The organism is Candidatus Methylarchaceae archaeon HK02M2 (genome assembly GCA_024256165.1).
Classification (GTDB): Archaea; Thermoproteota; Nitrososphaeria; order Nitrososphaerales; family JACAEJ01; genus HK02M2.
This window is the reverse complement of record JAKLZG010000022.1, coordinates 1-13,236: the sequence shown is the minus strand read 5'-3', so window position 1 is coordinate 13,236 and position 13,236 is coordinate 1. Positions and strand designations below refer to the sequence as shown.

16 protein-coding genes and 2 tRNA genes are annotated in these 13,236 nt (G+C 35.4%); 8 read left to right on the top strand and 10 right to left on the bottom strand.

Going from position 1 to position 13,236, the window contains the following annotated elements; genetic code table 11:
* Window positions 1-623: coenzyme F420-0:L-glutamate ligase (locus L6N96_01770; protein ID MCP8322892.1), on the top strand; the 623-nt coding region annotated here is incomplete at its 5' end.
* On the opposite strand, the gene L6N96_01765 is transcribed toward L6N96_01770, so the two are convergent.
* On the bottom strand, window positions 600-1,169 hold the full coding sequence (locus L6N96_01765) for a class I SAM-dependent methyltransferase (protein ID MCP8322891.1): 570 nt from the start codon (window positions 1,167-1,169) through the stop codon (window positions 600-602). The two genes, L6N96_01770 and L6N96_01765, sit on opposite strands and share 24 nt — an antisense overlap.
* Before the next feature lie 182 nt (window positions 1,170-1,351).
* On the opposite strand from L6N96_01765, the gene L6N96_01760 reads away from it, so the two are divergent.
* The 3 genes from L6N96_01760 to L6N96_01750 all read left to right on the top strand — a co-directional run bounded on the left by L6N96_01760 (window position 1,352) and on the right by L6N96_01750 (window position 4,163).
* Window positions 1,352-1,519 (top strand): hypothetical protein, encoded by a 168-nt coding sequence (locus tag L6N96_01760; GenBank protein MCP8322890.1) that lies wholly within the window; start codon window positions 1,352-1,354, stop codon window positions 1,517-1,519.
* 61 nt (window positions 1,520-1,580) lie between these two features.
* Window positions 1,581-3,671, top strand: coding sequence for a DNA topoisomerase I (gene topA, locus L6N96_01755; GenBank protein MCP8322889.1), 2,091 nt, complete (start codon window positions 1,581-1,583; stop codon window positions 3,669-3,671).
* A 66-nt stretch (window positions 3,672-3,737) separates the two neighbouring features.
* Window positions 3,738-4,163 carry a hypothetical protein gene (locus L6N96_01750; GenBank protein MCP8322888.1) on the top strand — a complete coding sequence of 142 codons (426 nt, stop codon included), beginning with the start codon at window positions 3,738-3,740 and terminating at the stop codon, window positions 4,161-4,163.
* A 9-nt stretch (window positions 4,164-4,172) separates the two neighbouring features.
* On the opposite strand, the gene L6N96_01745 is transcribed toward L6N96_01750, so the two are convergent.
* Window positions 4,173-5,534, bottom strand: coding sequence for an AIR synthase-related protein (locus L6N96_01745; GenBank protein MCP8322887.1), 1,362 nt, complete (start codon window positions 5,532-5,534; stop codon window positions 4,173-4,175).
* 117 nt (window positions 5,535-5,651) lie between these two features.
* Here L6N96_01745 and L6N96_01740 point away from each other — a divergent pair, with 117 nt between their 5' ends.
* Window positions 5,652-6,206 carry a chorismate pyruvate-lyase family protein gene (locus L6N96_01740; protein ID MCP8322886.1) on the top strand — a complete coding sequence of 185 codons (555 nt, stop codon included), beginning with the start codon at window positions 5,652-5,654 and terminating at the stop codon, window positions 6,204-6,206.
* Here L6N96_01740 and L6N96_01735 read toward each other — a convergent pair.
* From L6N96_01735 to L6N96_01715, 5 genes are all read right to left on the bottom strand, one after another.
* Window positions 6,192-7,184, bottom strand: a complete 993-nt coding sequence (locus tag L6N96_01735; GenBank protein MCP8322885.1) for a hypothetical protein — start codon at window positions 7,182-7,184, stop codon at window positions 6,192-6,194. The genes L6N96_01740 and L6N96_01735 overlap by 15 nt on opposite strands.
* 144 nt (window positions 7,185-7,328) lie before the next feature.
* Window positions 7,329-7,664 carry a nascent polypeptide-associated complex protein gene (locus L6N96_01730; GenBank protein MCP8322884.1) on the bottom strand — a complete coding sequence of 112 codons (336 nt, stop codon included), beginning with the start codon at window positions 7,662-7,664 and terminating at the stop codon, window positions 7,329-7,331.
* A 33-nt stretch (window positions 7,665-7,697) separates the two neighbouring features.
* Complete coding sequence (locus L6N96_01725; GenBank protein MCP8322883.1) at window positions 7,698-8,132, bottom strand: hypothetical protein; 435 nt, start codon at window positions 8,130-8,132, stop codon at window positions 7,698-7,700.
* 208 nt (window positions 8,133-8,340) lie between these two features.
* Complete coding sequence (locus L6N96_01720; GenBank protein ID MCP8322882.1) at window positions 8,341-8,748, bottom strand: multiprotein bridging factor aMBF1; 408 nt, start codon at window positions 8,746-8,748, stop codon at window positions 8,341-8,343.
* A gap of 105 nt (window positions 8,749-8,853) precedes the next feature.
* The gene (locus L6N96_01715; protein ID MCP8322881.1) at window positions 8,854-9,129 is read right to left on the bottom strand and encodes a UPF0147 family protein; all 276 of its coding nucleotides are present in this window, start codon (window positions 9,127-9,129) and stop codon (window positions 8,854-8,856) included.
* A 122-nt stretch (window positions 9,130-9,251) separates the two neighbouring features.
* On the opposite strand from L6N96_01715, the gene L6N96_01710 reads away from it, so the two are divergent.
* Window positions 9,252-9,593, top strand: a complete 342-nt coding sequence (locus L6N96_01710; GenBank protein ID MCP8322880.1) for an autoantigen p27 domain-containing protein — start codon at window positions 9,252-9,254, stop codon at window positions 9,591-9,593.
* Window positions 9,594-9,695: 102 nt separating this feature from the next.
* Here the strand turns inward: L6N96_01710 and L6N96_01705 are convergent, their stop codons facing one another.
* Together L6N96_01705 and L6N96_01700 are read right to left on the bottom strand one after the other, a co-directional pair.
* The gene (locus L6N96_01705) at window positions 9,696-10,010 is read right to left on the bottom strand and encodes a ferredoxin family protein (GenBank protein MCP8322879.1); all 315 of its coding nucleotides are present in this window, start codon (window positions 10,008-10,010) and stop codon (window positions 9,696-9,698) included.
* 145 nt (window positions 10,011-10,155) lie between these two features.
* Entirely contained in the window at window positions 10,156-11,169 is a 1,014-nt protein-coding gene (locus L6N96_01700; GenBank protein ID MCP8322878.1) for a phosphate uptake regulator PhoU, read from the bottom strand.
* Between the two features lie 257 nt (window positions 11,170-11,426).
* On the opposite strand from L6N96_01700, the gene L6N96_01695 reads away from it, so the two are divergent.
* Window positions 11,427-12,569 (top strand): MFS transporter, encoded by a 1,143-nt coding sequence (locus L6N96_01695; protein ID MCP8322877.1) that lies wholly within the window; start codon window positions 11,427-11,429, stop codon window positions 12,567-12,569.
* 261 nt (window positions 12,570-12,830) lie between these two features.
* On the opposite strand, the gene L6N96_01690 is transcribed toward L6N96_01695, so the two are convergent.
* Window positions 12,831-12,930: transfer RNA gene (locus tag L6N96_01690), tRNA-Ser, on the bottom strand.
* Window positions 12,931-13,117: 187 nt separating this feature from the next.
* Between L6N96_01690 and L6N96_01685 the strand changes: the two genes are divergently transcribed.
* Window positions 13,118-13,202: transfer RNA gene (locus tag L6N96_01685), tRNA-Leu, on the top strand.
* Window positions 13,203-13,236 lie beyond the last annotated feature (34 nt).

Sequence of the window (13,236 nt, the reverse complement as noted above, 5' to 3'; positions counted from 1 at the left end):
TGAAAATTCAAGATGTGATTCCAAGTGTTGAGGCTAAAGACTTTGCATCAAAGTTACATTTGCAAAGCAGTATGGCTGAGTTGATCTTAAGGGAGTCTGAGGTGGTTTTAGGGGGGGTGCCTGGCTTCGCTTTATCAGTAAAGTACGGTATATTCACTCCCAACGCTGGGATAGACAGGTCTAATGTAAAAGCAGGATGGGCTATTCTCTATCCAAGAATGCCCTTTAAAAAAGCTGAGATACTAAGAAGAAGGATACTTTTAGAAACTAGTAGGAAGGTAGGGATAGTCATAACTGATAGCAGATTATTGCCATCCAGATCAGGTACTTCTGGAATAGCTATAGGGGTTGCTGGCTTTGATCCAATCAAAGATGAGAGAGGGAAAAAAGATCTTTTCAATAACGTACTGAAAGTTACTAGACGATCTTTAGCCGACGATATAAGTGCAGGCGCTCAATTAATCATGGGTGAGGCTGATGAGAGAATACCCATAGTTATTGTCAGAAACACAGGAATAAAATTGCATGATAAGATTGTAGATGAAGAACAAATGACTATTGATTATGATGAATGTATTTATGTAAGAGGGTTATCAAAGTTAAATTCTCAAGGAAAAAATTGAAAAAGATTGTTCAGGTAAAAAATCGAAGTTCTTGTTTAATCGATATCCAGACTCTTCCATTTCATCTATGATTTCTTCTTTAGGAACATAATGCCTAAAGATTCTACGAAAACTGAAGGGTCTACTACGTTTATACTCTATAATTGCTATCTTTCCATGTAGTTTCAGTGCACTTGTTAAATTTCTAAAATAATCAACTCGATTAAGTAAATGGTGATACACGTTACGTACAAAGATCAAATCAAAACTCTTTTCAGGCAAAATCAATTTATCCTCCGTAACTAGGATTGTTTTAATGTTATTCAGCCCCTTTTCTATAGCACTACTTTTAATAAATTTTAAAAATTCTGGATTTGTATCAATAGCGTAGACCTGCCCTTCTCTCCCTACAGCATCAGCAAATCGAAGAGTAAAATAGCCTCCTCCAGCTCCTATATCGGCAATATTTTGTCCAAGCTGCAATGATAAGGTTTCTAAAATCTGTTCTGGTCTATTTTTTGGGTCTGAAGCTTTTTGATTAAACATTTTTGCTTTGAAATTTTTCATTTCTTTATTTACCTCGTTATCTTAGGTTACGTTTTTCATCATAATTGATTAAATCTAATTTATATATTTATTCAATAGATATATTCATTTATATGATCAAGTTAGTGGAATAAATTATAAATAATATATAAAGTTAAGTCATAAGCCAATGTTTTTATGTTACCCATAAAAAATGAGATAAGTTGCCATTTGAAATAGTTTGTAACAATTGTGGGACACCCCTGTATTCTGGCATGGATCTAAAGCAAGCGAATAATATTTTAAAACTTTACAATAATAAGTGTAAGAAGTGTGGCGAACTTTTATCCACTAGAGACTTCATACTAAAAATCGAACCGATTGAGAAATAAGTACGTTAGAGACTTAATAGGGACCTGATATTAAAATAAAGGTCGCACTAAGTGATGGTCTTTGTCAGGTGATTCTGCGAATAATACCTTGATGATAGCTGAGAAACCTGATGCTATGAGAAAAATAGCTAAATCTTTAGCAGAGGATGGAACACTAAGGAAAGTCGTATCAGACCAAGGTATCGATTATTATGAATTTATCAGGTATAATAAGAAGCACACAATTGTTGCAGCTGTTGGGCATCTCTTTAACTTAAGCCCTGTTTTAAAAGGAGAATGGACTTATCCTATCTTTGATGCAGAGTGGAGACCGAGTTTTGAAGTCCAAAAAAAATCGAGCTTCTCTAAAAAATACTTTGAAACAATACAAAAAGTAACAGAAGATGCAACAGATTTTATCGTATGCTGTGACTTTGATACTGAAGGAAGCGTCATTGGCTCAAATATATTGAAATTTTTATGTGACGTTAAAGATGCTAAGCGAATGAAATTTAGCACTTTAACAAAGATTGATTTGATAGAATCTTATAAGAATATGTCAGATCATCTCGACTTTGGTCAGATTGAGGCTGGATTGACAAGGCATTGGTTAGATTGGTATTGGGGATTGAATCTAACTCGTGCTTTGACATTAGCTATGAAGAGTAGTGCAGACAAAGGTTTCAAGATTCTTTCAACAGGTAGAGTGCAGGGACCAACTTTAGCCCTTTTACTGGAAAGAGAGTTGAAGATCAGGAATTTTACTGTAAAACCATATTGGCAGTTAGAGTTAAACTGCAGAGCTGATAGTAAAAGGTTCACAGCTCTATATGAAAAAAATCGATTATGGGCGAAGAATGAGGCAGATAAAATATTGAAAGATTGTGAGGGAAAATATGCAACAGTAAAGGAAATCACCAAGAAGAAATACAAGCAAGAACCCCCGTATCCATTAAGTACATCGAATTTACAGTCTCATGCTTACGCTCATTTTAAATTTTCTCCTGCTCAGACTATCAAACTTGCCGAGAGTTTGTATCAGATGGGTGCAATTTCATATCCCAGAACTGCAAGCCAGAAGTTGCCTAAAAGAATAGGATATAAGAAGATTTTAAGTGCATTATCCTCTTTGGAGAAGTATAGCGGTCTATGTCATGAGTTGCTAAGAAAGGAAAGATTGATTCCTCTTGAAGGACCTAATAAAGACCCCGCCCACCCAGCGATATATCCTACTTCTGAAGTCCCAACAATAAAAAAGCTTACCTCACAACAAAAGAAGATTTACGATTTAATTTTAAGGAGATTCTTAGCTACTTTCGGCGACCCTGCTGAAAGAGAGAGTATGCGTGTGATTTTATACGTAGGCAAGAATAAATTCATAGCAACTGGTATAAAGACTATATCACTTGGCTGGGTTAGATTTTATTCACCGTATTCTACTTTTGAAGATCAAATCCTACCTGAAATAAAAGTTGGTCAAATATTAAAGGATTTGGAGATTCTTATGATCGAAAAGTTGACAACACCTCCTAAGAGGTACACTCAAGGATCGATAATTGAGGAGATGGAAAAGAGGAAACTTGGCACCAAAGCTACAAGGTCTGGAATACTACAAACTTTGTATGATAGAAATTACATCTCAGGAAAGAGTATCGAAGTTTCGAAATTAGGAGAAACAGTGATCAAGGCATTGAGAGATTTCTGCCCAAAGATAATCAGCGAACAGCTGACGATGAAGTTGGAGGAGGAAATGGAGCTCGTTAGGAAAGAAAAGAAAAGCAGAGAAGAAGTCATCGAAGAGTCTGTAGAAGTCTTGATGGAAAATCTTAACGAGATTAAAAAGAATGAGAAGATGATGGGAAGAGAGCTGTTAAAGGGTTTGATGGATTCGAGAAAAGAGGAGAGAAAGCTTGGAGTATGCCCAAAATGTAAAGGTGAACTAAGGGTTATCAGATCAAGAAAGAGTAGCAAGATTTTCGCAGGATGTAGTTCTTATCCTACATGTGATAACTCATACCCTTTACCTCAAAAGGCAACGATTATTACTCAAAATAGAACGTGTAAAATGTGCCTAACTCCTATCGTTCATATTAAAAGAAGAGGAAAGCGATCTTTTACGATGTGCTTAGATCCGAATTGTCCAACAAAGTCAAACTTACGTAATAAGTCTTAATAAGGCTTAAAAAGCAAGGATAGATCAAGTAAGGTAGATATAAATCTTATTGAAAGGTGAAATTAAATGGGAATTAAAAAGAGAGTTCAAGGTTTTTACAGAACAACCTTAGAAATTATGAAGGGTGTTATAGGTAGAAAAAGGCTTAGCAAGACATCTCAAAGATTAGATTTAAGAAAAATCATAGAGATAGCTTATATGTTTGCTTTCCTTATCTTATCAGCTGGAATAATTAATTTTTTAATAGAAGGAAATATCCCAGATTTAGCCCAATACATAATCGTGCCCTTGTTTAGATACCAGAACCTTATAGAGACGATCGTGAACTTTTTTACAGTTATGATGGGTGCGGCCGGATTTTATCTGATATATCTTAGTGGAAAAAAGATTAGCACTAAAAAAACAGTAAATCTTTACCTTATATCAGGCTTCATCATCTTAATATCATCCGTATCTATATTGTTATTCATTCTAAGTGTAAAATATGGTTAAATTTAATTACTAACCAGTTAGATATTTGATAACCCTGTCTCTTTTCTTAATAGCTTTTTCAGCAACATCTTCCACTTTACTCTTTAATTCATTAAGCTCATACGGCGCCTTCTCACCTACAACTTTCTTGATTTTCGTATATGCGGATTCTCTGAACTTTAAAGTTAAATCCTCTTCACCTCTAGGTGTTATTAGGGCTACTTTAGGTACATCTTTCTCCACCCAGCCCACCTTTCTTATCTTCACGCCAACCTTTCTGACTTGTTGCATAATTTCTTTGGCATAATCTTCCGGAGTGAATATCATAAGTGCGTCTAAGGAAACGCCAAGATAATCAATTGCTTTATCTTCCAGCAACTTTAATACCTTATAGTTAACCAAACCCCTAATCTCCTTCTCATCAAAGTAAAGGGCGATTTTTGAAATCTTTGAAATCTCGGATGCATCTCCTCTTATACCTCCGTTCGTAACATCGGTCATAGCATAAAGCTTTCCAACTAGCCCTGATTCTAATAATGTCTTACATGACTTTACGAATTGTATGTTCAAAGTTTCTAATATCACATCAGGTCTACCAGAGTATATCGCTGCTGTACAGATCGTCCCTCCGCCAGCTCCTTCAGTCATCAGTATCACACTATCAGGCTTGACCTTATGCCTTGCAGCTAGCATGGACTCGTTTTCGGCAACTCCAAAGGCCCCAACACAACCAGTAATCCTATTACCTATCACCATATCTCCACCGATTCTTAATGTGCTACCAGTCAAAATCGGCGTTTCAGTAAGCATAGAAACAGTACTTACTCCTGCTTCAAAATCAAAGAGCTTGCTTACATCTCCATCATCAGCTAGATGAAGATCAATCAACATTCCTACTGGTCTTGCCCCCTTGACATAAACATCCCTTAAAGTAGCTCTGGTTACATGAAAGCCAGCTAAGAATGGAAAATCGCTAAGTCTAGAGTGCATACCATCTACGGCTGTAACTAAAACATTGCCCTTTATTTCGATGGCACCTGCATCGTCGTGGTAAAGTGGATACAATAGTACTTTACTTCCATCAGGAAGACCTGCTATTTCAGCCAATCTACGATGAACAAAGAAATCTCCTTCCCCTCTAGATCCAACACCCATAACCCCCATGGTAACCCCTGATTTGGGATAATCTAAAACAAAGTTTACAAAATTCGATTTAGGGGGAATTTTTGAATTCTTAACTTCAACAAGAATCGCATCAGCAAGCCTTCCAGAAGCCTCATAGCTAAGTTCATCCTTGTAGATCATTATTTGATCTATCAATCTACTCTTTACATCTTTAATACTCATTTCTTGAGATAGTAACTTTCTGCTGAAGCCTTCAAGATCGGACAAAGAGATTCAAAAAAATAGAGTTTCTGCCATAATTTATGCGTTATGTAGTTAAATGTGATAGCACAGTTCATAAGTCTGTTAATTCATAAATTCTTCATAATGCCAAAATTAAGGGGAATGAGTATCCATGAAATGCTAAACTCTATAGCTGAGATAGAAGAAAGGATATGCTACAAACTGTCGGATGTTCAAAAGGTATTGCTTACAACTGATGGCTCTATAACGAGACTTTTAGAAATTTTAACGGGCAATCCTGTCATAATAATTACAAAAATCAAAGCCATCATTAGTGTTGATGAGGAACTAGCTAAAGAGCTCAAAATCGAAGTTAGAGAGAAGACCAACTACAGAGTGGTTTATCTCAAGAATACTGATAGTGATAGAGCATTGATCTTTGCGAGATCTTGGACGCCTATCATGAGATTGGGTGGAGCTATCAAGAAAGACCTAACTTCAACAGATATGGCAATAGGCAAAATATTGGCTAAACACAAACTTGAAACTAGAAGAGAAGTGATATCGATGGATCTTTTAAAAGCAGATGATATGCTAAAAGAAGCATTCAAGTTAAAATCAGGCGAACATATGCTATCAAGGTATTATAATATAATACATGAAGCCAAGATATTAATAAGGATAAACGAAATATTTCCTCTATCAAGCTTCGTTTAAGTAGACTAATTCAGCACCTTTATTCCTTACTTTCGTTATCAACACATTTCCTCCAATTTTATTTATCTCATCTTCAACAACACCGGCTATTATCTTAGCCTTCTTTGTACTATCTATTACTGTGTATAATGTTGGTCCAAAAGAGCTTAGGCCTACTCCATAAGCACCTGCATCCAACATAACTTTCATGAGATTTTTTACTGCATTGGACTGAAGATTTACCTCTATACTCTTGAATCCTATCTTCTGTATGCTCGATATAGCTTCCCCAAAATCAACAATACTCTTCTCGACTACTGAAGGCAGGAGTTTCATTAAGATCAAATGTGACAATAATCTAACTTCTTCAACTGGAATTGGGCAATATTTTGAGAAAAGATCCACTTCAAATGAACCATGAACCCTCTGACTAGCTTGAGGAGTAGCAACGATCAACAACCAATCTTCTGGAAAAACTAATCTGGAGATCACTTGGGGAGGAGGAGCTTTAGAAGCTGATGATGGTAAAAAACTTTGTTTCTGTCTTCCAAGACCAAAAGTATGTCCACCATCAACTATAAAACCACCAAATTCAAAAACCGCTACACCTATTCCTGATGTTCCTCCTCTACGAACGATATTGGCCAAATCTCTTGGACTAACATGAATTCCATTTATACGTGTCAAAGCAGAGCCCACCCCCAAAGATAGCTGAGTGCCAAAACCAAGACCCACATGCTCTTCATATCTTTTAAGAAGTCGAATACGTACACCATTCTTTAAATTATAGGTATTAATGATCTTTTTTGCTATTTCAAAAACCCTGCCACTTTGATCACCCTCGACAATCAACCCACTCTCTATAGATTCCACCTCCAAAGTAATGTTGGGATCTTCAAGCGCCATGCCAACCCCACCATCGACTCTCCCTAACTTTCCATTAAGATCAAGGAGGGTCGTATGCAACCTTGATGGAGTCCTTACCTTTACTTTTCCCATAATGATCTTAATGTCTTAAATGGATTAAAAATCTATAGTTTAAATGCTGAGCATCAGAGTAAAATGTAGGCTCCTTTGAATATCTATCTAAATTTAATTCAATAGAGTAGTTGGTATAGGTAGAGATAATTCTCCATAGCATACTCAAGACATTAACTTTAGTATAGCTTTGGCCAAATCACCATCAGATTCGGTCAAAGCGGCAACTGCCTTTTCTTTGGACACATTAGCCTGCTGAGCAACTAGTAAAGCGTCCTCTTCAGTAAACTTAGGTGCCTCCCTGATCTTCTCTTCTGAGATATCACCAACGATTTGGAAAAGTCTGACTCCTTTGGCCTTAATCTCTGATACGTCAGGATTCTTTATGATCATATCTTTATTTCTGGTCCTAATGATCACTTCTTCTACACCAGGCATGGGCTCAAGATTGACACCCATCTTATCTAACATTCGCTTAGCTTGTCTATCACTAATCTTCATAATTCGTCAATTAGAGGAAAATGGATCACATTATTATTTTTTTATGCCTTGTCTCACTTTTACTGCAACACCTGATTTAAACTTCCTCATCATTTTAGCTGAAAGTAAAGCTCTACCAACAGCAATTACTTTTCCATTAGTATCAAGGACAGCGACCTCTGACTTGGGTCTTATTCTATCTCCACAACTTATAACATGCTTAGCAAACACAGACTTCCCTTTTGATACATAGTCTCTTGATTCATCATTTACCATTACACAATTATCTTTAAAATGCGGATTTTTTACTAAAAGTTCAGCTCCATAGATCATTAATATAATACTTCCATCTGAACGAAATGTAGCTATTAATTTATTATCCAAAAGGGCATTCCTTATTTTACCAGTCCTTTTAGAAAATGTGAAATTTAATCTATCTATTGGGAGAGATGAACTTATTCCTTTACCAAATATATAGTCTAATGTCATTGAGAATTTTTCGTTTTGGTCCAAGGTGCCTTTAATATTGATTTGGATAGTATTAAATACACTTAATGAACGACTATTAGTAGAAGTATATTCTATTTACTTAAGGCTAAATGTAAACCTACCTGTTGCAAGAAGCCTCAGCATCCCCATATGTAGTTATGTCGCAATAGGAATTCTACACTATCTAAGCAGATTAATTAAAATCAAGTCATTCGTTTTCAGGCGGTAAAAGAAGTTTTATCTTTAAAGCATGCTCTAATTTCTTGGCCAATGAATCATCAGGCTTTAGCTTCCCTGACTCTAAAAGCCTAATTACAGAAGGCTTTTCATTTATCCGGCGCCCAAATTGTTCCTGAGATAAGTCAAGCTTCTCTCTCTCTTGCTTTATCACTTTGAAATAATCTTTTCTAAGCTCTAACAAAGTTTCTTCTACGTATCTAGAAGTTTTTTTTATCTCCATCTTTATGATTTTCCTATCAGATACAGGTGAGCCAAGCTTTGCACAAGAGCTACAAACTTTCAATTTTGCCCCTTCTATCTGTATAAAGAGTGCTCTACCAGTTAAAGAGTTCCCACATATCTCACATTGCATTACCGTTATACCCTTTCCATACATTAATCGTTTTATACATTTGGTGTAAAACCTCCTCTTTAATCAAGTACTTTATTCTTAACTTCATTTATGTAAAAAAACTAGCCCAAGTAATATAAAAACTGATTTTCACTCTCTTATACTCTCTAGTGTGCTAACAGCTGACCATATTGTTACGCGTGCAAAAGAAGGCATATTAGGGTCTTGAGATATTTCATCAAGCAGGCTTATAGCATTAGCAGCTCTAACACCTATACTCAAATTTGTATCTTGGAGAATTATGATTGATTCTTTAGCGATTCGCCTTATATTTCTTGGAGTTATATTGCTATCTGCAACTGTTTGGAGTGTATTGACAGATTTAGCAAGTTTTTCTTCATTCTCCATCTGTTTCTTTGAAGTCATAATACCACCTAAAAACAACTGTAATTACTATCAAGTCATTATAAATAAAAATTACGGATAATTAGATTTCTTGACAATACCAAAGTTTACATATCAATAAATGTCTACCTTATTATGAGACTTTGACTGAAGTTAATAAAGGCAAGGTTAGCGATGCGGCAGATCTAATAAAAAAAGGAGCTACACTTCTAGGAGAACCATGTCCAAAATGTGGAAGTTTACAAGTACGCTATAAAAACAGAACTTTATGCTTGAGTTGTGATGATCTATCAGATTTAAGTGCCATTAAAAGTATGATTCGAATAAATGGGATTCCTAAAAATCTAAGAGTGTTAGTTTTAAGCAAATTACGTCAACTTTATTATTCTTTGAAAGAGGAAGAAAATATAGACAAACAGGCAAAGATTGCAGATCTGATTCTTCTCTATTTAGAGATTATCGAGAGGTTAGGGAAACCTAGATAGAAAAAAATACTTGAAACCATTGATGAGAGAATAAGCATATTCGTTAAGGGTTTTAATCCTATTAAACCATACAAGATTTGTTAGAGGTTTCTTTTGATTATTTTATGGTTCAGTTATCAAAATAGCTTCAACCGGACATTGAGTCTCGCAAGCTCGACAATATATACAATCGTCCTCATTTACGGGGTCTGCTTTCTTTTCGGATTTTGGATGGCCTGGTGTATCTAACCATTTAAATACATCCACTGGACAGACATCGAAACAGATCCCGTCAGCTATACAGATATCGAAGTCCACTGCAACAACTGTGCCGTGTATACCCAACACTTCAGGTGGTTTAACTGGGCCCCACACATCATGGTCTTCATGCTTTTCTACAACCTTTCGATTACTTTGAAAATCTTGATCAATCGCCATTTTTATCATCCAATGCACCATATTACCCATATTTTAAATTTTGTGGATGAATTTGAATTTAAAAAAAGGGAATGGAAGCCATAACTATTTATTGCGAGATATTCACTCAATCAATCTATTTATTTAATCGAAATCGGCATCATTTTCACACTGTTAAGTTTAAAGTTATTTCAGCTATATCTGCTCCATACTCAGCTATTCGTCTTAAACTTTCGAGAATTAGTTTAAGACCTAAAATAGTTTTAACATCCATCTCATTTGTCAGCAGTTTTTCTGTTATTTCTCCTTCAAGCTTTGATATAGTTTGTACTTTTCCAATAGTTTGATGTGCCAAATCAAGATCAAACCTGAAAAGAGCCCTCATTGCATTTTCAAATAATGTATTAGATAAAGAGCCCATCTCGATTACTTCATTAAAATCTTCGTATGATAGATCCATATCAAAAGTTTGGAAATACTTTGATATGTAAACAGCATGATCGGCAGCTCTCTCAACGCTTTTTGCTATACCTCTATATTCTTGGCAATCTTTTGGATTTTTTAGACCTATCTCTTCTATCATAAATCGGTTTTGGAGCACTATCTTAAGTTGTCTAACTATGAAATGGCAAAATCTATCTACTTCATCGTCTCTCATGATAACTTCTTTTGCTAAGAGCTGATCGCCTTCTACAAGAGCTTTCAATGAATCTTTCTGCATAGATGAGGCTATTACGGACATCCTTTCGAGAGCTTTTTTTAAAGGTAGGTCGGCATATCTTGAGAGACATTGGGTCGTTATTCTTTCAGAAGATTCTTCAATTATCTCGACCCCAATCAACACTCTTCTTACAATATCTTTGATATATGATTGAAGAATTGAGTTGCGCTTAATAAAGTGTAGTTTGATTATATCATAGCCTGCAAGGTAGTGTGAGATATATTCTCTAACAACGACATTACGTTCAGTATTGGGTTGCACCTCTATTACTGTTTCAGTAAGTGCTTCATGTTCAACTTTACCTCTAGGCATGATGAGTAGACTATCCGATTGAGGTATTATAGCCACGAAATCCTTAGGCTTTAAACCGACATCTAAAGCCCAAGATTTAGGAAGGGTTACGATATAACTTGCACCGCCTGTTGTCTGCACCCTCCTTAATTCAACTTTAGCAGTCATTTTCTCCACAGATTATTTTATTACTATATATATTAAATATATGTCAATAGATTATTTAATAAATCATATACGATTTGATAAATTAAAAATGTGTATCGTAAATTTCTTGTTCTCTAAAAAAGGGAACGAAACATGATTTATCGAGGATGGAGTCATATTTAATTTTCCAAATTTATCATTAAGTTCAGAGCTTTAAGCATAAAACATTAGTCTTAAATCGTCTTTCTTAAATCAAAAGAGCAATGAGATCCAAATCTATGAATGAGACTAAAGGTAGATTATTTTCAGGTGCTGGATTCGGTTTTTTCCACACCATGTTGATGGCATTCTCGATAACCGTTCCTGTGTTTTACTTTTCTTCGTTAGAGATCTCGATAGTTACTTATGGTTTTCTATTAACGATAGGTGATTTCTTCTCTTTCTTGTTGAAACCTTACCTTGGTTATCTCACAGATAAATACGGAGAAAGAAGATTTTTACTAGGCTGTACCTTTTTATTCTTCATCACGCTCTTCTTATTAGGCTTCACTGATTCCATACCTATGATATTATTTCTAAAGATAATATCTTCGATGGCTAGTGCATTCCTTTTTATATTGATCATAATTTATGGTCTTAGAAACGTTAGTGAGAAACCTGATAAAAAAGTAGGAACATTTGGGGCGATAAAAAATAGTGGCTGGATACTCGGATTATTAATACCAGGGTTAATAATAGATAGTTTTGGAATAAATACTGCTTTTTATCTGATATTCATAATCGGGTTTATTTTGTTTTATTTCACCTATAAATTGACGCAAAAGTTCAAAGATTCGCCCAATATTAAAGTCAAGGCATCTTTTACTTTCATTCGAAAAATCCCGTTGCTTATTGTACTTAAAACTATGGATCTAGCAGTATTCACTGCGTTCTTATTCTTTTTCACCAGGTTTGCTATCAATTCTTTAGGACTAAGTTCTGGCATAGTGTCAATAATAGTCGTATTTGAAACACTTTTTTTTGTTATAACTAATTATCTAGTCGGAATGATTTCTAACAAGGCTAAAAGAAAATACTGGGTTCCTGCTTGTATAATCAGTCATTTAGTTGGCATCATGGTTGTATTTAATGCATCAACATTACATCAATATTTCTTAGGGAGCATTTTATTCGGAGTAGCGGGAGGATTCATAGATGTTTGGCTTTTCTCAAGAATAAGTGAGTCTGTCGAAATACATGATAAAGGTTTTTTCTATGGTACTTTCGGATGGAGTTATGATTTCGCTACGATAGTTGGCGGACTTATTCCCGTTATTTTTGTGTCGCTTGGTTTAAATCAGTTTGGTTCAATGTATGTATTTCCTATCTTCATGATGATTGCATATTTGTTAAGTACGTCTTTTAGGATAGGATCCAAATGAATCAACCATATTAGAGCTATTTTGACAATTCATGTCTTGTGCAAAAAAAGGAGCAGGGTATATCTGAACAAAGAATTAGTTAAAAGATAAAATAAATCAGATCCTTACAGAATGTAACAATGTCAACAGCGTCAGCTTAATCGATTAGTTATATGCAGAAGAGAAGCATCTTTAACTCTTTTTTTAGGATTTCCGCAGTTAATAGAGACGGTCGTGGATATATATCCTATTATAAAAAAGGGATTTCGACATTTGATATAACGCCGGGGATGGGATTCGAACCCATGAGACCCGTTGGGGTCACCGGTTTTCTTGCATCGAATCTCGAGACCGGCCCTTTCGGCCACTCAGGCACCCCGGCAATTATACAGCCAAATATCTTCTAACTTTATTTATGTTTAAACTATATGTTCGTATTCGCTTTCACTTAAATGAATACTTTGTCAAGAATATTAACTGATCAATTCATAGGTCTATGTAGCATTAATTTTCTTTAGATTTATACTAATAATTTTAATTTGCCATATTATTGCATAAATGTACATCTTGCGGGGGTCGCCAAGCATGGTCAAAGGCGCGAGGCTCAGAACCTCGTCCCTCAGGGGTTCGTGGGTTCAAATCCCACCCCCCGCACTTTTAGGAAATGTAATTTTAAAATGAAAAAATA

Excerpts from the sequence above, each read along its gene's own strand:
- L6N96_01765 (MCP8322891.1), bottom strand. The coding sequence starts at position 1,169 with ATGAAAAATTTCAAAGCAAAAATGTTTAATCAAAAAGCTTCAGACCCA.
- L6N96_01750 (MCP8322888.1), top strand. The coding sequence starts at position 3,738 with ATGGGAATTAAAAAGAGAGTTCAAGGTTTTTACAGAACAACCTTAGAA.
- L6N96_01740 (MCP8322886.1), top strand. The coding sequence starts at position 5,652 with ATGAGTATCCATGAAATGCTAAACTCTATAGCTGAGATAGAAGAAAGG.
- L6N96_01735 (MCP8322885.1), bottom strand. The coding sequence starts at position 7,184 with ATGGGAAAAGTAAAGGTAAGGACTCCATCAAGGTTGCATACGACCCTC.
- L6N96_01730 (MCP8322884.1), bottom strand. The coding sequence starts at position 7,664 with ATGAAGATTAGTGATAGACAAGCTAAGCGAATGTTAGATAAGATGGGT.
- L6N96_01725 (MCP8322883.1), bottom strand. The coding sequence starts at position 8,132 with ATGACATTAGACTATATATTTGGTAAAGGAATAAGTTCATCTCTCCCA.
- L6N96_01720 (MCP8322882.1), bottom strand. The coding sequence starts at position 8,748 with ATGTATGGAAAGGGTATAACGGTAATGCAATGTGAGATATGTGGGAAC.
- L6N96_01715 (MCP8322881.1), bottom strand. The coding sequence starts at position 9,129 with ATGACTTCAAAGAAACAGATGGAGAATGAAGAAAAACTTGCTAAATCT.
- L6N96_01705 (MCP8322879.1), bottom strand. The coding sequence starts at position 10,010 with ATGGCGATTGATCAAGATTTTCAAAGTAATCGAAAGGTTGTAGAAAAG.
- L6N96_01700 (MCP8322878.1), bottom strand. The coding sequence starts at position 11,169 with ATGACTGCTAAAGTTGAATTAAGGAGGGTGCAGACAACAGGCGGTGCA.
- L6N96_01695 (MCP8322877.1), top strand. The coding sequence starts at position 11,427 with ATGAATGAGACTAAAGGTAGATTATTTTCAGGTGCTGGATTCGGTTTT.